Consider the following 19021-nt stretch of genomic DNA (forward strand, 5'->3'; position numbering starts at 1 on the left):
GCGATGATCCGCACGGCTCCGCGCCATGGAGACATCGCCGCCTGTGTTCAAAGCGTCGCAAGAGAATGGTCTCGCCCGGTCATGGCTGGAGCAGACAAATGAACAAGCGGGTTATAACCGGTGCGGCAACGATGATCGCACTGGCCGGCGCAGCGTATGCGCAGAGCAGTGTCACCCTTTACGGGCTGATCGACGCCGGTCTGACCTACACGAATAACCAGATCAGCGGGACGGGCAGTGGACACAGTAACTGGGAGATGACGAGCGGCGCCGTCCAGTACAGCCGCTGGGGTCTTCGCGGGGCTGAAGATCTGGGTGCGGGATTGAGCGCCGTCTTCACTCTGGAAAACGGCTTCAACGTGAACAACGGGCAGTATTCGTCGAGCAACCGGATCTTCAACCGCCGGGCCTATGTCGGCTTGTCGAGCCGTGATTACGGCGCGCTCACACTGGGCCGTCAAAGCGACAGCATGGTCGACTTTGTCGCGCCGCTTTCGTTGACGGGCACTGAATTCGGCGGCACGCATTTCGCGCACCCGTTAGACAACGACAACTTAAACGATTCGTTTCAGATCAATAACTCCGTGAAGTATATGAGCCCGGATTTCGCGGGGTTCAAACTCGGTGCGTTGTACGGCTTTTCCAATCAGGCAGGTGGATTCACGAACAATCGCGCCTACAGTTTTGGCATGTCGTATGTGTGGGGGGCGCTGAACTTCGGTGTCGGTTATCTCCAGCTCAACAGCTCCGCGCGGACGCCGGGACAACTGAATACGAATGGCGCAGTCACCGATACGACGGGCGCGTCCCTGCAGGGGGCATTCTCGCCGACGGGTGTGCCTTTAGGCGTGCTCGCCAGCAGTCAGAAAACCTTCGGCGTTGGCGTGAACTACACGTTCGGACCCGCTGTGGCGGGCTTCGTGTACTCGCACAGCAAGCTCGCCCAATTCTTTCAGACCGGACTGAGCGGAACTTTCCAGAACTTCGAGGGCAACTTTCGCTATGCGCTGACGCCGGCGGTCGAGCTTGCGGGCGCGTACACCTATTCGCGCGCCGGCGGAAACGGAGGCGGCGGCATTCCCCATTGGAATCAGCTGAGTGCGATGGCCGACTACCGCTTCTCGCGGCGCACCGACGTCTATCTTCAAGGCGCGTGGCAACGGGTGAGCCCAAGCGGCACTTCGCCATTGGGCGTGGCATGGATTAACGGCGTGACTGCGCCGTCTTCCACGAGTAATCAGGTTGAGGCGACCGTCGGCTTGAGACATCGCTTCTGATGCACGGAAAGAACAAACGGCAAAGCGGCGCTAGCCACTTTGCCGCTCTTCTTTTTGGTGCCGTTAATCAGCGCTTAATCAGCACGCACTTTCACATACCTGCCTGGTGCGGCCTCGATCGGCTTGTGCGTCGCGTTGCCGAGTGTCGTACGCGCTTTCACCTGCTCACCAGCGTGCCGCTTGACCCACTCGATCCAGTGATTCCACCAGCTGCCCGGCTGTTTTGCCGCCGATGCGAGCCACTCGTCGGCGTTGCCGCCAACCGCATCGTTCGTCCAATAGCTTCGCTTGTTCTTCGACGCCGGATTGATCACGCCCGCGATATGACCGCTTGCGCCAAGCACGAACTGCGTTTCGCCGCCGAGCAGTTGCGTCGAGCGATACGCGGATTTCCACGGCACGATGTGATCTTCTTCCGTCGCGAGCAGATAGCTCGGCATGTCGATGCGCCCGAGGTCGACAGGCGTGCCGCACATCGTGAGCTTGCCCGGCACGCGCAGATTGTTCTCCAGGTACATGTTGCGCAGATACCAGCTATACATCGGCCCAGGCAGATTGGTCGTGTCCGCGTTCCAGTAGAGCAAATCGAATGCAGCCGGCGTTCTGCCCTTCAGGTAGTTGTTCACGACGTACGGCCAGATCAGATCGTTGGCGCGCAGCGTCTGGAATACGAAGCCGAGCTCGCGGCCGGGGTAGAGGCCGCCGCGTCCAATCGTCTGCTCGCGCATCGACACGCCCATCTCGTCGATGAACACGCCCAGATCGCCTGGCTCGCTGAAGTCGAGCAACGCCGTCAGCAGCGTTACGCTCGCCACCGACTCGTCGCCGTTCGCGCGCATCACGGCGAGCGCTGACGACAGCATCGTGCCGCCGACACACCATCCCAATGCATTGACCTTGTCGGCGCGGCTGATCGTGCGTGCGGCTTCGATCGCCTTCATCACGCCCTGTTCGAGATACGCGTCCCATTCCGTCTGCGCCATGTCCTGTTGTGGATTGCGCCAGGACACGAGAAAAACCGTGAGCCCCTGTTCGCAAGCAAAGCGCACGAAGGAGTTCTCCGGCTGAAGGTCGAGGATATAAAACTTGTTGATGCACGGCGGCACGATCAGGAGCGGACGTTGCGCGACCGTCGGCGTGAGCGGCGCGTACTGGATCAACTGGAACAGATCGTTTTCATGGACCACCGACCCTTCCGATACGGCAACGCTGCGGCCCACTTCGAACGCGCTCTGATCGGTGATCGAAATCGTGCCTTGCTTCAAATCCTCGAGCAGATGCGTGAAGCCTGAAAGCAGACTCGATCCCTTCGATTCGACCGCTTGCCGGACGACCTCGGGGTTCGTTGCAACGAAGTTCGCGGGGCTGGCGAGGTCGATGAACTGACGCGCGAAAAAACGCAGCTTGTGTTTTTCTTTTTCATCGAGCGTGCTCGCCTCGACCAGCTCTTCAAGCATCCTGGCATTGAGCAGATAGCTCTGTTTGAGGAGGCTGTACCAGACATTGCTGGACCAGTCTTCAGCGTGAAAGCGCCGGTCGCCGCGCTCGGGCTCGGCCACTGATTTCGGCCGCACGCCGATCACGCCCGCAAACGCATCGCTCCATAACTCCGTCTGCCGTTGCCAGTAGTTGGCGCTCGCCTGCATCACGATGTTGCGCGCGCAGGATGAAACGGGGTAGATGTCCTTGCCGTTGGCGTCGAGCACCGTCATGTCACGTGCGTTGGTGACGGGCAATGACTGCCAGAAATTGAATCCGGCCTTGAGCCAGCCCATCGCGAACTCGTCCGGCATGCTGAATGGCATTCTCATATCAGACCCGCTGTCATGCGTTGATTGCAGCGGAAACCGCGCTATTTTTGACCCGATCGCCGCGCGAAGTCGGCATGACGATCGCGTCGCCTTCGATCACGACTTTGCGGCCAACCGTGCAAACAGTGGACAGCACGACGCGGCGCTTTTCGTGCAGCAGTTCCTTGATGGTCACCTCGGCCTGAACCGTATCGCCAGGGCGAACGGGTGCCTTGAAGCGCAGGTTCTGTCCCAAGTAGATCGTGCCTGGGCCGGGCAGGCGGCCCGCAACCGTCGCCGAGATGATGCTCGCCGTCAGCATGCCGTGCGCAATGCGCCCTTTGAAGGGCGTCGTTTGCGCGAACTGCTCGTTGATGTGCATTGCGTTGATGTCGCCAGATGCGCCAGCGAACATCAGAATGTCCGCTTCCGTGATGGTCTTGGCGAAGGTCGCGCTCATGCCCGGTTGCAGGTCTTCGAAGTCGTATCCGTTAAGCTCGTTCATGATTCTTCCGTTTGCTGAGTTGGCGTACAGCCGCTTCAATAGTCGTGCGACGCCATGGACATGCATTGACCGTTGGTTCGGCCTATACGTCAGGACTGAATCGTACTGTCAGGACGCTTCCGTCCACTGTCCAAAGCTGCCGATGTAGTGACAAAACATGCCATCCCGACCTTCACGGCAAGAGACGATGTGCGGGAACCGCGAGCCGTCCAGGTTGCAAGACCGCGCAGTGAAGTGCGCATGCATCTTTGGTCCCACCTGGCGTTAGCGGCCGTTTCACAGGCGTTATGGCGGGCATGCGTCGGGCGGATCAACGCGTATTCGGGTCGCCCGCAATGCATCGGAATCCAGATGATTTAGCGTGCGGTTATGAAGCTTCAATGCGGTCGGCTAACTGATCAAGACTGAAATTCCCGAATGCAATTCTGAAACGACCGGAAATCCACAGTGTCGATGAAAGTCTTTTTAAATCAGACATCTAACAGAATTCCCATTGAGGTGGCCCGGTACTTGCTGAGATGACCGTTGGCATCAATTGACAGCAACGGACATCACGTCACTAATGGGAGATAAGGATGAACCACGAACTGGAAACGACGGAGAACATTGATCTGGAGTGCAGCGAACAACAGCATGGCGATGGAGCAGAAACGCATGGTGCGCCGATGCATTCGCGTGCGAACTGGGCGTGGGCGGGTGCAACGGAACACTATGACTGGATGGATTCGCACGGGCCATTCGCCACACTCGACTGAACCACATCGTTCATTGAAGAACAGGCGCGCCGCGTTCGGGTGATCGTGTCTGTCATGCAGCGTCTGGCGGTTGCAGTACGGAAGTTCGGCGCGGCAAGAGGGAGAGCAAATCGCCGGTAGGCGACGATGTTTCGGGTCCGGCCAGAACGGTCCCTCGCGATCGATTCGCGAAAGACCGTTCACGGGGTAAGGAAGGAATTTCGACGGGCAGCCTCGACGGACACCTGTTCCGCGTCAACCGGATTCTTGCGAGGAGGTTGCGGCCGCAACGCCTTCAAGCGCAATAATCCTTGTCTTCGCGCAGCGTTCACGAATCGCCTTGAGACGGGCGTACTCCGGCGATTCATACCAGGCCATTAACGAAACCATGTCCGGGAACTCGACGATGACAAGACGATGCGGCTGCCAATCGCCCTCGAGAACTTTGGTTAGTCCTCCACGGCCGAGATATTTTCCGCCGTAGCGGACCTCAGTAGCGGGCACATCTCGTTTGTACTCTTCAAAAAGTGAGGGGTCTGTCACATCGACATCGGCAATCAGGTATGCAGTCATGGCGCGATCCTTTTCTCGGTGTTGTCGCACCGTCCACGTATAGCAAGGTGTGGACGCCCTGCGCTCGTCGATGGGCGGCCGCTCGAAGTTGCCGTCGTGTCGCGCGAGCAGCGCTTCGTCGGAAACGACGAGCGATCAGCAATAGACCCGGTCAGTGATCAAGATAGGTTGGCTGCAAGCATGTTGCAAATTACTAACATGAATATTGCGAATGTCTTTCGTCTGTGGTTCTCCGACTGGCTCATCAGACTTCGCTGCGTACTCAACGGCACCTGCCAGGTCAAGATTCCGTTAGTGCACTAACTGACGAGGGCATGGTCGGAAGGTCGTGGGGCTAAGGTGTCGACATCGACATGGGCAGGAAGGAAGCGCGGAGAGAGAGATTCCAGAAGTACACGAATCCACGTAGACTAATCGTGATATATTACATATCTAGAAGCTCTCCTGGCTGGAACGTCCATCACCGCGCGCAACGCGCGTTCATCTCCAGGTTCCGCAATGTTCGACCCCTCGCTGTTTGGCCGTCTTTCGTTCATACACGCCGAGCCGGGCAAGGGCCCGTTGCCGCCCGGCCGTCATCGGCTGGGAATCGCCGATGAGCGCGACGCGGTTCTGTTCGTGCCGACGGGCCTCGATACACAAGATAGGCAAGGGTCCGTGCCGCTGTTCGTGATGTTCCATGGCGCGGGCGGCTTCCCGGAGAAGGTGCTGCCGTTCATCGAAGAGCACGCCGAGCGCGACAAGTTCCTCGTCCTCGCGCCGCACTCGATGTACCTGACGTGGGACATCGTGATCGGCGGCAGCGGTCCGGACCTCGAGCGGCTACATCGGGCGCTCGTCGAAGTGACTACCCGCTATCGCATCGACCGTAGCCGCCTCGCGTTTGCAGGCTTCTCGGATGGCGCGAGCTACGCGCTGTCGATCGGCATCACGAACGGCGACATCGCGAGCCACGTGATCGCACTTTCCGGCGGCTTCATGTCGGTCTTCATGCAGGAGGGCGCACCCAAGGTGCTGATCGCGCACGGATTGCGCGACGAACAGCTCCCCATCGAAACCAGCGGCCGCGCGAACGCAGCGAAGCTGAAGTCGGCCGGCTACGACGTGCAATACGTCGAATTCAACGGCTTGCATGCGATCCAGCCTGCCGTCGTCGGCATGGCAATCCAGTTCTTCCTCGGCTAGCTGGCGCGCAGTCGAGCGCCGCGTCACCGGACCACAACCGATACGAGTGCGTTTATGGACTTTGAAATTCCGGAATCACTGGTGCATCCTCTGCTCGCGATGATCGAATCCGAATCGCCGCTGGCCAGACAGCTCAATCAGCACGGCGCGTGTCACGGCAACATGCTGGTGTCGAGCAAGCTGTTCGATTCGAAGTCTTTGAATACGCTCTATTCGCTGAGCAAGGCGAACAACGAGCGCGCGTTGATGTTCCAGATGCTCGCGCTCGACAACATCTACAACGCGCCGCAGGCACGCACGATTCCGGGCCTCGATCAGCTGGTGCCGGGCTTGATCGCGTATCTGTCGCGCGATGCGATCGATGGCTGGCTGTACAAGCGCGCGAAGGACGGCACGTTGCTGCCGTGGCTCGTGCGCCGCATGCGTTATGTCGAGCCTGAGCAGGGCATGCCGTATGTCGTCGTCGATATGCTGGCGAACACGATGCAATCGGCGAACTCCGAGCACACCGACCCGCACATGCGCTTGTCGGGCATGACGACATCGCTCGTGTTCAACCGTCTCGACATCGCGAACCGCACGATCCCTGAGTTGCTCGCCGAGTTTGGCTTCTACAAGGAGTGCCCGGAATTCAAGCGCGAATACGAGCGATACGCGCAGCGCTTTCTGGAGTTTCAACCGCGCTTCGGTGCGCAGTTCGTCGTGTCGAAAGCGGCGTTTGCCGTCGATGCGAAGGGTGCTGCCGAGCTGACGCACATCGTCGATGGCGTGAGTGCGAAGTGCGTCAACGACGAGGAGACGCTGGAGCGCCGCTTTCAGATGACAGCCGACGCCGATTTCTGGCGTGGCGCGAATGTCGGCAGCGGCTTCGACACGGTTCCGCTGCATTGCTACGTCTGCCTGTATCACCTGGAATGGCACCGGAATATCTGGGTGCATGTGCAGAACATGACCGAGTACCAGTACCAGCCGGAACTGCGCGAGAAGCTGGTTCTGCCCGAGCATCATCGCGATCTGATCGACATTCTGACGTCGAAGCTGAACGTATTCGTGCAGGACTTCGTGCCGGGCAAGTCGGGCGGCACGACGATTCTCTGCCAGGGCGCACCCGGACTCGGCAAGACGCTGACGGCGGAGATCTATTCGGAAGTGGTCGGCAAGCCGTTGTACCGCGTGCACTCGGGGCAGCTCGGCACGACGGCGGCATCCGTCGGCGCGACGCTGTCGGGCATATTGCAGCGCGCGACGCGCTGGGACGCGATCCTGCTGCTCGACGAAGCCGACGTCTACATCCGCCGCCGCGACAACGACCTCGAGCACAACGCGATTGTCGCGGAGTTCCTGCGCACGCTCGAGTACTTCAACGGCTTGCTGTTCATGACGACCAACCGGATCGACGATGTCGACGACGCGATCCTGTCGCGCTGCATCGCGAAGATCCAGTACGAGACGCCGCCGAGGCACGATGCGATCCGCCTATGGAAGCTGCTCGCCGAGCAGTTGGGCGCGGACATCGACGACGATCTGATCGAAACGCTGACGAGCGCTTATCCGAAAGCGAGCGGACGGGACATCAAGGAACTGCTGAAGCTGACGACGCGCTATTGCCGTGCGAAACAGATTCCGCTATCGGAGCAGGCGTTCAGGACGTGTGCGATGTTTCGCGGGCATGCGTGACGGAGTGCGCGCCTGTAACGCTCACGCCAGAGGTGCGCACATGACGGCTTGACGCTTCAAGCGAGCCAGGGCCGTTGAGCCGGGACCATTTACATGGCCCGGCCGGCTATCACAAGACTGCGCTTGTCACTTTCTTCACGCGAGACTTTGCGTCGTCAACGGCAGCGCATGAACGCGCTTGCCCGTGGCCGCGAAAATCGCATTCGCCACTGCGGGCCCGATGGGCGCCACGCCCGGTTCGCCGATGCCCGTCGGCGCTTCCGTCGAAGGGACGATGTGCACCTCGACTTGCGGCATCGCGTCGATGCGCAACACACGATAGCCGTCGAAGTTGTTCTGCTCAATGCGGCCGTCCTTCAACGTGATCGCGCCATACAACACCGCGCCCAGACCGAAGCCGATGCCGCCTTCGATCTGCGCCGCGATCACGTCCGGGTTGATCGCCGTGCCGCAATCCACCGCGCAGACGACGCGATCGACCTTGACCTTGCCGTCCTTGTCGATCGAGACCTCGGCGACCTGCGCGACGAACGTGTGGAACGCTTCGGCGACCGCGATGCCGCGTCCCTTGCCGCGCGGCAAGGGCTTGTTGCTCCAGCCCGCCTTCTGCGCGGCGAGATCGAGCACCGCTCGCATGCGCGGCTGATGTTCGAGCAAATCGCGCCGGAACGTGTACGGGTCCTTGCCGGCCGCATGCGCCGCTTCGTCCATGAACGCCTCGATGGCATAGGCCGTGTGCGAGCTGCCGACCACGCGCCACCACAGCACGGGCACGCCCGTGCGCGTCGTCGACAGTTGGACCGAGATGTTCGGAATCGCGTACGCGATGTTCGCGGCGCCTTCCACCGACGTTGCGTCGATGCCGTTCTTCACCATTGCCGCAAACGGCGTGTCGGCGACGATCGACTGCCCGACGATTCGGTGTTGCCAGCCCACGAGCTTGCCGTCGCGCGTGAGTCCCGCTTCGAGCTTGTGGAAATACATCGGCCGATAGAGACCGCCGCGGATGTCGTCCTCGCGCGTCCATTGGAGCTTGACGGGCGTGCCGTTCGCGCCGAGCGCCTTCGCGATCGAGACGGCCTCGGAGATATAGTCCGAGCCCGGATTCGCGCGCCTGCCGAAGCTGCCGCCCGCGTAGAGCGTGTGAATGCTGACCTGCTGCGGCTGCAAGCCCGCCGCGCGCGCGGCGTTCCCCTGATCGATGGTCTGGAACTGGTCGCCTGCCCAGATTTCGCAGCTGTCGGCCGTGAGCTTGACGACGGCATCGAGCGGCTCCATCGGCGCGTGTGCGAGATACGGGAACTCGTAGCTCGCGGAAATCTTGCGCGCCGCGCCCTGGATCGCCTTCGAGGCGTCGCCTTCGGTGCGCGCGGGCAGGCCCGGCTTGTTGGCGATCTTGCGATACTCGGCCATGATGTCTGCCGAGCTGCGCTTCTCCGCGTGCGAGTCGTCCCATTCCACCTTCAGCGCATCGCGGCCCTGCTTCGCGGCCCAGAAGCTCTTGCCGACGACGGCGACGCCGCGCGGCACCTGCACCACGTCGACGACGCCGGGCACCGCCCTGGCCGCCGACGCATCGAACGATTTCACCGTCGCGCCGAACTGGGGCGGACGCTGCATCACGGCGACGAGCATGCCGGGGAATGTGACGTCGATCGTGAACTGCGCAGTGCCGTCGGTTTTCGGCGGCACGTCGACGCGCGGCGACTGGCTGCCGATCAGCTTGAAATCTTTCGGGTCCTTGAGCGTGATCTGGTCCGGTACGGGCAGCGCTGCCGCTGCCGTCGACAGCGAACCGTATGTCGCGCGCTTGCCGCTCGCGTCGTGATAGACGACGCCGCGCTCCGTGCGCAACTCGGACGCGGGCACCTTCCATTGCTGCGCGGCCGCCGTGACGAGCATCACGCGGGCCTTCGCGCCTGCTTCGCGTAGCTGCATCCACGAATTGGCCATCGCCGAACTGCCGCCCGTTCCCTGTATCGTGCCGAACGCCAGATTCGCGTAGCGCTTCGCATCGGCGGGCGCGCTTTCGACGCGGACGTGCGTCCAGTCCGCATCGAGTTCCTCGGCGACGATCGTCGCGATACCCGTGTACGCGCCTTGGCCCATCTCGACGTGCTTGGCGATCACGGTCACGCTGTCGTCGGGGGCGACGCGCAGAAACGCGTTCGGCGCGAACGTGTTGCTCGCCGTTTCAGCGGCGACCGCGCGCCGCGACGTGCCGGCCCATTCGAAGCCGACGGTCAGCGCCAACGCGGCCGCCGCGCCAGCGCCTTTCAGGAACGTGCGTCGCGACGGACGCTGAACATCAACGATATCGGTCGTCATCGTTTATCCCCTGTCGACCAGAGTCAGCGCTTCAGCGCTTACTCTGGTCCCATGCACGACGCTGCGGTCGACCAGAGTTAGCGCTTCAGCGCTTGCAGTGGTCCCATGTGCGCCAACGCGCTCGGCCAGAATCGGCGCCTCGCTCTCGTCCGATGCAACCTGATTGCGCACCGCTCCAGCCGCATCGTGAATCGCCGCGCGAATGCGCGTGTACGTCGCGCAACGGCAGATGTTGCCGCTCATCGCGGCGTCGATATCGGCATCAGTGGGCTTGGGGTTTTGCGCGAGCAGCGCGGCCGCGGACATGATCTGCCCGGACTGGCAGTAGCCGCACTGCGGCACCTGCAACTTGACCCATGCGGCCTGCACGGCCTTGGCCGGCTTGCCTTGCAGACCTTCGATCGTCGTGACATGGCGGCCTTCGACAGCCGACAGCGGCGTGATGCACGAGCGTATCGGCTGCCCTTCGAGATGGACCGTGCACGCGCCGCATTGCGCCATGCCGCAGCCGAACTTCGTCCCGTGCAGGCCCGCGACTTCGCGGATCGCCCATAGCAGCGGCATGTTGGGATCGGCGTCCAGTGTCGTGGACTTGCCGTTGAGAACCAAAGTGGTGGACATCAATGACTCCGAGTGTGGTTCGGGTTCTGACCGTTCGTGCGCATTGCGTGGCGTTTCCCGACGATTCGCGGCCCGCGGCATACGGCGGGAGAACTGCGGCGAAGCGCTCGCTGCGATTGCCCGTGCTTTCACGGCCACGGCGCGCGGGGCGCTGGCGACGCAATGGGAACCTGTGGAGTGTGGCTCAAAGCGAGCGCTTTCTGTTATTCGGAAACTCTGGAAGTCTTGCCTAATCCTGCGCGACCGTTCGTCGGCCGGCGCGATGCGGGAGGCGTATATTCGCCGTATGGCGCGTCGATTCCGTCATGATCCCGACGATCAGGAGAGCCGCCGATGAACAATCGATCGAGGAAGTGCTCGCTCGCGGCCATCTGGCTCTGTGCATTCGCGTCGGTGGGAATCGCGCAGGAAGCGCGCGTGATGTCCGGGGCGACGGCCGTTTATGTCTCCGACTTCGAACTCGATGCGGCCAACGTTACGCCGGACCAAAGCCGGCTGAGCAGGGCGCGTCGCCTTGCAGGCAGCGTGTCGCCACTGCACCTGACACAGCAGGACCCGCAGGCGAAGTCCCGGCAGATCGTAGCCGAGATGTCCGATACCCTGATTGCCGATTTGCGGAGCAAAGGCGTCGATGCGCGCCATCTTCCCGGCGGCGCCGAAGTGCCTGCCCAAGGCTTGCTGGTGCGCGGCGTATTCCTGAGCGTGGACGAGGGCAATCGCGTGCGGCGCGCCGTGGTGGGCTTCGGCGCGGGACAAGGCAAGATCGAACTCGCGATCGCAATCGATGCGTTGCCCAATCCGACGCCGCAACCGCTTTATCAGGAGATTGAAGGTCAGTCGGGCAAGCATGCGCCGGGTGCGATGGTCAAGCTCAATCCCTATGTGGCAGCGGCAAGGTATGTGATGGCGGGCAACGACGAGAAGGCAAACATCAAAGAGGTTGCGGGACAGGTTGCCGATGCTGTCGTCGCGCGAATGAAAGGGCATGCCGAAGCGCCGCAGCAGTGAGCGGGGCGCTCCGGCTAACGCGGTTTCTCAGACTCGCCACGCCTCGCCGTCAGGAAAGACGTGCTTGTCGAGCGAGTCGGCCTTCATTTCGATGCTGTAGCCCGGGCGTTGCGGCGGCATGTAGTGTCCGTTGCGGATCACGACGGGATCGACGAAGTGCTCGTGCAGATGATCGACGTATTCGAGCACGCGGTTTTCCAGCGAAGCCGACACGCAGATGTAGTCGAACAGCGAAATATGCTGGACGTACTCGCACAATCCGACGCCGCCCGCATGCGGACACACGGGCACGCCGAACTTCGCCGCCATCAGCAGCACGACGATTACCTCGTTCAGTCCGCCGAGGCGGCAGCTATCCACCTGACAAAAATCGATGGCCTGCGCCTGCAGCAACTGCTTGAACATCACGCGGTTGTGGCAATGCTCGCCCGTCGCGACGCCGATGGGATGAAGGCGCTGGCGGATCGCCGCGTGGCCGAGAATGTCGTCGGGGCTCGTCGGCTCTTCGATCCACCACGGGTCGAACTCCGCGAGACGCCGCATGTTCGCGACGGCTTCATCGACGTCCCATACCTGATTCGCGTCCATCATCAGCTTCAGGTTCTCGCCGATCTCCTCGCGCAATATCCGCGCGCGCCGCACGTCCTCTTCGAGATTGCCGCCCACTTTCTGCTTGAAGTGCGTCCAGCCCTGCGCGACGCCTTCGCGCGCGAGCCGGCGGATCTTGTCGTCGTCGTAGCCGAGCCAGCCGGCCGACGTCGTGTACGCCGGATAGCCGTGCGCGAGCATTTCCTTTTCGCGCTCGCCTTTCGTGCTCGCGTGACGATGCAGCATCGCGATGGCTTCGTGCGGCGTGATCGCGTCCGTCACATAGCGGAAGTCGAGACAGCGCACGAGTTCTTCCGGGCTCATGTCGACGAGCAGCTTCCACACGGGCTTGCCTTCCGCCTTCGCCCACAGGTCCCACACCGCGTTCACGACGGCCGCCGTCGCCAGATGGATTGCGCCTTTATCCGGACCGATCCACCGTAACTGACTATCCGATGTCACCTCGCGCCAGAAAGCGCCCATGTTCGCGGCGATATCTTCGAGGCGCTTGCCGACGACGAGCGGCGCCAATGCATTGACGGCCGCCACGCAGATTTCATTGCCGCGTCCGATCGTGAACGTGAGGCCGTGACCCGCGAGCCTGTTCGGCGAATCGGTGTCGAGTGTGACGTAAGTAGCGGAGTAGTCCGGCGCGGCGTTCATCGCGTCGGAGCCATCGAGGGAACGCGAAGTGGGAAAGCGGATGTCCCGAACGGACAGCCTGGTGATCGTGGTCATCTGAGCAACCTCCGGGGGGCGATGGCTATCGGCTTCCGTCTGCGAAGAAAGACGGACCGGCTCGTGCATGCAAGCGCCACGTAAGCACCCGATAAGGGAAATCACCGAGCGTATTCACTAAGCGTTTGCACGCGTTGACAACACTTCATTCACTTCCTAGCATGCTAGCATGTCTTAGGGAAATCAAGCGCGCCGTGAGCACTTCATCCGATGCAGCGAGTGCCGTCAGTAATCCATATGACGCATTGCCGAAGATCAGGGGCGGCGAGCGGGGCAGCCTGACCGACGCGGTCGAACAGGCGCTGAGAGAAGCGATCGTGACGCTGGTGCTGGAACCGGGGATGATGATCGACAAGATTGCTGTCTGCGACCGGATGGGCGTATCGCGCTTTCCGGTTTCCGCTGCGTTGGCAAGGCTCGCGCATGCGGGCCTCGTCGAAGTGCTTCCGCAGCGCGGCACGCGCGTCAAGCCGATCGCGCTCGACGACATCCGTCAGCATCTGTTCATCCGTAGCGCGCTCGAAGTCGAGACCGTGCGCGATGTCGCGCTGATGCACGACAAGGCGACGCTCGATGCACTGGCAATCAATCTCGACGAGCAGCGCAAAGCAGTCAAGAGTGGCGAACGTCTCGCGTTTCATGTACTCGATCTGGCTTTTCACGAAGTCCTGCTCGACGCCGTCAATCTGCCGCGAGTGAAGGAAATCGTCGCGGTGTCGCGCAATGCACTCGATCGCGCGAGGCAATTGCTCGCGAGTCCCGAGCGGCTCGTGCATACGCTCGAGGAGCACGAGATCATCTTCGAAGCGATTCGCGGCGGAAAGGCCGACGCGGCGGCGAAAGCGATGCACGGTCATCTGGATCAGGTGGTTGCGGAGCTGCGCCGGTCCGCGAAGGAAAGGCCGGATCTTTTTGGGCCGTAACGACTCACACGATGACGAATCCGCGCACCTGAACGACTTTTATGCAGCGCCAAAGCTCGCTGCATGGGATCAAGGGGGTCCCGGCAATGTGTCTGGCTTCTCATGTTGTTTCCAGTCCTGAAAGACAACGACGACCAGCGCTTCTTCCGTCCGCTTCGCGCGACGAGGCCATTGCCCGTCGCGCCGGAGCCGGCGGCCGTCAGCTATTTGTCGGCAGGTCAGCGTCATGACACCGCTCATTTCCGTCAACAAGCTTAGCAAGAGCTTTCCGGGTGTAAGGGCGCTTCATGAGGTCCAGTTCGAACTCGTGGCGGGCGAAGTGCATGCACTGATGGGCGAGAACGGCGCCGGCAAGTCGACGCTGATGAAAATTCTCGCGGGCGTTTATACGCGCGATTCAGGCGAGATTCTCTATGACGGCAAGCCCGTCGAGTTCACGTGGCCTCGCGAAGCGCAGGCCGTCGGCATCGGCATCATTCATCAGGAACTTCAACTGATGAATCATCTGAGCGTCGCGCAGAACATTTTTATCGGACGCGAGCCGCGTGGACGACTCGGCCTCTTCCTCGACGAAGACCGGCTCAATGCGCAGGCAGCCGATATTCTCGCGCGCATGCACGTGAGGCTCGACCCGCGCAAGGTGGTCGGCACGCTGACGGTCGCGAGTCAGCAGATGGTCGAGATCGCGAAAGCGTTGTCGTTCGATTCGCGCGTGCTGATCATGGACGAGCCCACTTCCGCGCTCAACGAGGCCGAGATCGCCGAGCTTTTTCGCATCATCCGTCAGTTGAAGGAAAGAGGTGTGGGGATCATCTACATCTCGCACAAGATGGATGAGTTGAAGCAGATCTCCGATCGCGTCACGGTGCTGCGCGATGGCGAATATGTTGCGACGGTGGCCACGGCCGACACCAGCGTCCAGGCGATCATCGGCATGATGGTGGGCCGCACGCTGGCCGATGTGACGCCGACGCACGGCAGCACGCACCACGGCGATATCGCGCTTGAAGTGAAACACCTGAACGCAGGCCCGCTCGTCAAGGACGTCAGCTTTACGCTGCGCAAAGGCGAGATATTGGGCTTTGCTGGCTTGATGGGCGCGGGCCGCACCGAGGTCGCGCGCGCGGTGTTCGGCGCCGATCCCGTCGAATCCGGCGAGATCGTCGTGAACGGCGCGAAGGCGGTGATCAAAAGGCCAAGCGACGCCGTGGCGCGCGGCATCGGCTATCTTTCCGAGGACCGCAAGCGCTTCGGCCTTGCAACGGGGATGGACGTCGAATCGAACATTGTGATGTCCGACCTGGGCAAATTCCTGTCCTTCAACTTTTTCCTGCGCCGCACGCAGATGCGCAAGGCGGCATCCCGCTTCATCAGTCTGCTTGCGATCCGCACGCCTTCCCCGACACAGCCTGTGCGGCTTCTATCGGGCGGCAACCAGCAGAAGATCGTCATTGCGAAATGGCTCGAACGGGACTGCGACGTGCTCTTCTTCGACGAGCCGACACGCGGCATCGACGTCGGCGCCAAGAGTGAAATCTACAAGCTGCTGCGCTCGCTCGCCGAGCAAGGCAAGGCAATTGTGATGATCTCGTCGGAACTGCCGGAAATCCTGCGCATGAGCGATCGCATCGTGGTGATGTGCGAAGGCCGCATCACGGGCGAACTGTCCGCGAGCGAAGCGACGCAAGAGCGCATCATGCATCTCGCGACGCAGCGCGAAACCTTGAAAGCAGCCTGATCCTCAAGAGGTCAAGTACATGACACAGCCATCGGATACTGCAGCGCTGTCCAACGAAAGACGAACGTCGGGTCTGAGAGCCCGTGTCTTTTCGCCGACTGCCCTGCAAAAGCTGCTCGCCTTCACGAGCCTGATCCTGTTGCTGATCTTCTTCAGCTTCGCTTCGCCCGCATTCATGCAGATGGACAACATCCTCGGCATTTTGCAGGCGACGGCCGTCAACGGTGTGCTGGCGATCGCGAGCACGTTCGTCATCATCACAGGGGGCATCGATCTGTCCGTCGGCACGTTGATGACCTTTACCGCCGTCATTTGCGGCGTGTTTCTCACGTACTGGCATTTGCCGATGTGGATCGGCGTGGTCGCCGCAATTGCAACGGGTGCCGTCTGCGGAACCGTATCGGGCACGCTGACCGCGAAAATGAAGATCCCGCCGTTCATCGCGACGCTAGGCATGATGCTGTTGCTGAAAGGCCTTTCGCTCGTCGTGTCCTCCGACCAGCCAATCTATTTCACCGACACCGAGAACTTCTACATGATTTCGCAGGACTCGCTGATCGGCTATTTCCTGCCCAGCGTGCCCGTGCCGAATGCAGTGCTGATCCTCTTCGCTCTTGCGATCGCGAGTTCGATCGCGCTCAATCGCACGGCGCTTGGCCGCTATACGTTTGCGCTCGGAAGCAATGAAGAGGCCGTGCGTCTTTCCGGCGTGAACGTGGACCGCTGGAAGATCGCGATCTACAGCGTGGGCGGCGCGATTTGCGGCGTCGCCGGACTGCTTATTGCGTCGCGCCTGAACTCGGCGCAGCCGGCGCTGGGCCAAGGCTACGAACTCGAAGCGATCGCCGCCGTCGTCATCGGCGGCACTTCGCTTAGCGGCGGCTCGGGCACGATACTGGGCACGATCATCGGTGCATTCATCATGAGCGTGCTGACCAACGGGCTGCGCATCATGTCGGTTGCCCAGGAATGGCAGATCGTGGTGACGGGGCTCATTATCATTCTCGCGGTCTACGCTGATATCCTGCGACGCAAGAAGGCCGGATGACATAGTACGGGGCAAGATCAAGAAGGGGAGCACGCAGCGCGTAGAGGCTCCCTCAACGGCTGGAGGTTGATGGCCTACCTTAGGAGGAGAAACCCCATGTTGAAAAGAAGACTCATCAGTATCGCGATCGGTGTCGGTGCGCTAGCTGGCGCGACCAGTCTTGCGTATGCGGACGAGCCATATATTCCGCTCATCTCGAAGGGCTTTCAGCACCAGTTCTGGCAAGCCGTGAAATCCGGCGCGGAACAGGCTGCGAAGGAGCAGAACGTCAGGATCACCTTCGAGGGTCCGGAAACGGAAGCGATGGTCGACAAGCAGATCGACATGCTCTCGGCCGCGCTCGCGAAGAAACCTCAGGCGCTCGGCATTGCCGCGCTCGACAGCAAGGCGGCCATTCCGCTGCTCAAGCGCGCGCAGTCAAGCAAGATCCCCGTCATCGCGTTCGACTCGGGCGTCGACAGCAACATCCCGTTGACGACCTGCGCGACGGACAACCTTGCGGCCGCCGCGCTCGCCGCCGACAAGATGGCCGAGATGATCGGCAATTCGGGCGAGGTCGGAGTGATCGTGCACGACCAGACGAGCCGCACGGGTATCGACCGCCGCGACGGCTTTCTCAACGAGATGAAGACGAAGCATCCTGGCGTCAAGATCGTCTCGGTCCAGTATGGCGGTGGCGATCACTTGAAGTCGGCGGAGATTGCCAAGGCGATGATTCAGGCCAACCCGAATATCAAGGGCATTTTCGGCGCGAACGAAGGCTCGGCGGAAGGCGCGGCAATCGGCGTCAAGGAATCGGGCAAGAAACTCGTGCTGATCGGCTACGACTCGGGCAAGGAGCAAAAAGAGGACATCACGTCGGGCCTGATGGCGGGCGCGATCACGCAGAACCCGATCGGGATCGGCAAATGCGTCGTCGACTCTGCGGTGAAGGCGTTGAAAGGCGAGAAGCTGCCGAAGAAAGTCGACACGGGGTACTACTGGTACGACAAGAGCAATATGAACGACCCGAAGATTTCCGCAGTGCTGTATGACTGATGCGCGCCGGTAGTGCGTTCTGAGAGAGAGGAAGGGCTGCGGCCCTTCCTCTTTTTTTCGTCTGAGGGCCAGGCGTTATGACTCGGCTTTTGCGTAGTGCCTGTCGGGAATCACGACGATGTTGCCCACGAAGCGCTTCGACATGAACTGCGTTTGCGCTTCATGAAACTGCGACAACGGCCAGGTCGCGGCCAGAATCGGCTTGATCGTGCCGGCCTCGATATAGTGGAGCACGCGTTTGAACGCGCCGCGCGTGCCTTGTGAAGAGCCGTTCAGCTGAAGCTGCTTCAGATACATCGTGCGCAAGTCGAGTTGCACGACGGGCCCGGCGATCGCGCCCGCCGTCGTGTAGCGTCCTTCCGGGCGCAGCACGTTCAGCAGCTTTCCGAACAGCGCACCGCCGACGAGATCGGCAACGACATCGATAGGCCGGCCATCTGTCATTCGTGCGACGTCCGCGGCGAAGTCCTCGGTGTCGCGAAGCATCACGCCTTCTGCGCCGAGCTTGAGCACGGCCTCCTCCTTGCCCTTGCTGACGACGGCATAAGGAATCGCTCCGCGCGCGCGGCACAGTTGAATGATGCCGGAGCCGACGCCGCCGGAAGCGCCCGTAATCAGCACCGTTTCGCCGCTCTTGACCGCGGCCCGCTCGATCATCTGTTCGCCAGTGTGGTATGCGCACCAGAACGTAGCGAGTTCTGCATCGGTGTATTGCGAGTCGACGCGATGCGCGTTCTCTGCGGGCACCACTGTGTATTCGGCGTAGCCGCCGTCGCGACCGTGACCGATGTAGTCGATATCGGCGAGGCTGTCGTCGTCGCGGTTGTAGATCGACGCGTCGACGATCACACGTTCTCCGATGCGCGCGTCGCTGACTCCGCGTCCGACAGCAACCACCCGGCCGACGATGTCTGCCCCCTGAATGCGCGGGAACGTCAGCGTCGAGCGGCCGCGACGCCAGGTGGAGACGGCCTGTGGATCGTCGTCCGTGCCATACGCGCCCTGGCGAACCCATACGTCGGTATTGTTCAACCCGCAAGCCGTGACTTCGAGCAGCACTTCGCCCGCATTGCAGGAGGGAACAGGCACGTCGTCGCGATACACAAGCTTGTCGAGTCCTCCGTGAGCGGTGAGCACGATCGCCTTCATTGTCTTTGGAAGCATGGTTCTCCTCTTGGCGTTGGCGGATGCGCGGCGCGATTGCGCCTGCATCCGGGCTACCGCTTTATGGCTTGATGAACAGCTTGCGC

The 19021-nt window shown here is 61.5% G+C and carries 15 protein-coding genes and 1 pseudogene; 9 read left to right on the forward strand and 7 right to left on the reverse strand.

Annotated features, from left to right (window positions below; translation table 11 throughout):
- The first annotated feature begins 98 nt into the window (after window positions 1–98).
- Window positions 99–1277, forward strand: coding sequence for a porin (locus BN2476_RS21535; RefSeq protein ID WP_087736211.1), 1179 nt, complete (start codon window positions 99–101; stop codon window positions 1275–1277).
- A gap of 74 nt (window positions 1278–1351) precedes the next feature.
- Here the strand turns inward: BN2476_RS21535 and BN2476_RS21540 are convergent, their stop codons facing one another.
- The gene (locus tag BN2476_RS21540) at window positions 1352–3088 is read right to left on the reverse strand and encodes a PHA/PHB synthase family protein (RefSeq protein WP_162497886.1); all 1737 of its coding nucleotides are present in this window, start codon (window positions 3086–3088) and stop codon (window positions 1352–1354) included.
- Window positions 3089–3101: 13 nt separating this feature from the next.
- Entirely contained in the window at window positions 3102–3572 is a 471-nt protein-coding gene (locus tag BN2476_RS21545; protein WP_087736193.1) for a MaoC family dehydratase, read from the reverse strand.
- A 575-nt stretch (window positions 3573–4147) separates the two neighbouring features.
- On the opposite strand from BN2476_RS21545, the gene BN2476_RS21550 reads away from it, so the two are divergent.
- Window positions 4148–4327: a hypothetical protein gene (locus tag BN2476_RS21550; protein ID WP_087736194.1), complete on the forward strand. Its 180-nt coding sequence runs from the start codon at window positions 4148–4150 to the stop codon at window positions 4325–4327.
- Window positions 4328–4561: 234 nt separating this feature from the next.
- Here BN2476_RS21550 and BN2476_RS21555 read toward each other — a convergent pair whose 3' ends face one another.
- Window positions 4562–4879, reverse strand: a complete 318-nt coding sequence (locus tag BN2476_RS21555; protein WP_087736195.1) for a DUF1330 domain-containing protein — start codon at window positions 4877–4879, stop codon at window positions 4562–4564.
- A gap of 498 nt (window positions 4880–5377) precedes the next feature.
- Here BN2476_RS21555 and BN2476_RS21560 point away from each other — a divergent pair, with 498 nt between their 5' ends.
- Window positions 5378–6064, forward strand: a complete 687-nt coding sequence (locus BN2476_RS21560) for an alpha/beta hydrolase (protein WP_087736196.1) — start codon at window positions 5378–5380, stop codon at window positions 6062–6064.
- Between the two features lie 54 nt (window positions 6065–6118).
- Window positions 6119–7741, forward strand: coding sequence for an ATP-binding protein (locus BN2476_RS21565; protein ID WP_087736197.1), 1623 nt, complete (start codon window positions 6119–6121; stop codon window positions 7739–7741).
- Window positions 7742–7876: 135 nt separating this feature from the next.
- On the opposite strand, the gene BN2476_RS21570 is transcribed toward BN2476_RS21565, so the two are convergent.
- Window positions 7877–10069: a xanthine dehydrogenase family protein molybdopterin-binding subunit gene (locus tag BN2476_RS21570; RefSeq protein WP_087736198.1), complete on the reverse strand. Its 2193-nt coding sequence runs from the start codon at window positions 10067–10069 to the stop codon at window positions 7877–7879.
- Between the two features lie 165 nt (window positions 10070–10234).
- Window positions 10235–10690, reverse strand: a pseudogene (locus BN2476_RS21575) ((2Fe-2S)-binding protein); the annotation flags it as partial.
- A 333-nt stretch (window positions 10691–11023) separates the two neighbouring features.
- On the opposite strand from BN2476_RS21575, the gene BN2476_RS21580 reads away from it, so the two are divergent.
- A complete protein-coding gene (locus tag BN2476_RS21580) occupies window positions 11024–11698 on the forward strand; it encodes a DUF4410 domain-containing protein (protein WP_087736199.1) in 675 nt (224 codons plus the stop codon).
- A 27-nt stretch (window positions 11699–11725) separates the two neighbouring features.
- Here the strand turns inward: BN2476_RS21580 and BN2476_RS21585 are convergent, their stop codons facing one another.
- Complete coding sequence (locus BN2476_RS21585; protein ID WP_087736200.1) at window positions 11726–13024, reverse strand: L-fuconate dehydratase; 1299 nt, start codon at window positions 13022–13024, stop codon at window positions 11726–11728.
- A 161-nt stretch (window positions 13025–13185) separates the two neighbouring features.
- Here BN2476_RS21585 and BN2476_RS21590 point away from each other — a divergent pair, with 161 nt between their 5' ends.
- From BN2476_RS21590 to BN2476_RS21605, 4 genes are all read left to right on the forward strand, one after another.
- Window positions 13186–13947 carry a GntR family transcriptional regulator gene (locus BN2476_RS21590; RefSeq protein ID WP_087736201.1) on the forward strand — a complete coding sequence of 254 codons (762 nt, stop codon included), beginning with the start codon at window positions 13186–13188 and terminating at the stop codon, window positions 13945–13947.
- Window positions 13948–14173: 226 nt separating this feature from the next.
- On the forward strand, window positions 14174–15685 hold the full coding sequence (locus BN2476_RS21595) for a sugar ABC transporter ATP-binding protein (RefSeq protein WP_087736202.1): 1512 nt from the start codon (window positions 14174–14176) through the stop codon (window positions 15683–15685).
- 19 nt (window positions 15686–15704) lie between these two features.
- On the forward strand, window positions 15705–16733 hold the full coding sequence (locus BN2476_RS21600) for an ABC transporter permease (RefSeq protein WP_087736203.1): 1029 nt from the start codon (window positions 15705–15707) through the stop codon (window positions 16731–16733).
- 96 nt (window positions 16734–16829) lie between these two features.
- Window positions 16830–17771, forward strand: a complete 942-nt coding sequence (locus BN2476_RS21605; protein ID WP_087736204.1) for an ABC transporter substrate-binding protein — start codon at window positions 16830–16832, stop codon at window positions 17769–17771.
- Between the two features lie 75 nt (window positions 17772–17846).
- Here BN2476_RS21605 and BN2476_RS21610 read toward each other — a convergent pair whose 3' ends face one another.
- On the reverse strand, window positions 17847–18935 hold the full coding sequence (locus BN2476_RS21610) for an alcohol dehydrogenase family protein (protein ID WP_087736205.1): 1089 nt from the start codon (window positions 18933–18935) through the stop codon (window positions 17847–17849).
- Window positions 18936–19021 lie beyond the last annotated feature (86 nt).

Source organism: Paraburkholderia piptadeniae (genome assembly GCF_900007165.1).
Taxonomy (GTDB): domain Bacteria; phylum Pseudomonadota; class Gammaproteobacteria; order Burkholderiales; family Burkholderiaceae; genus Paraburkholderia; species Paraburkholderia piptadeniae.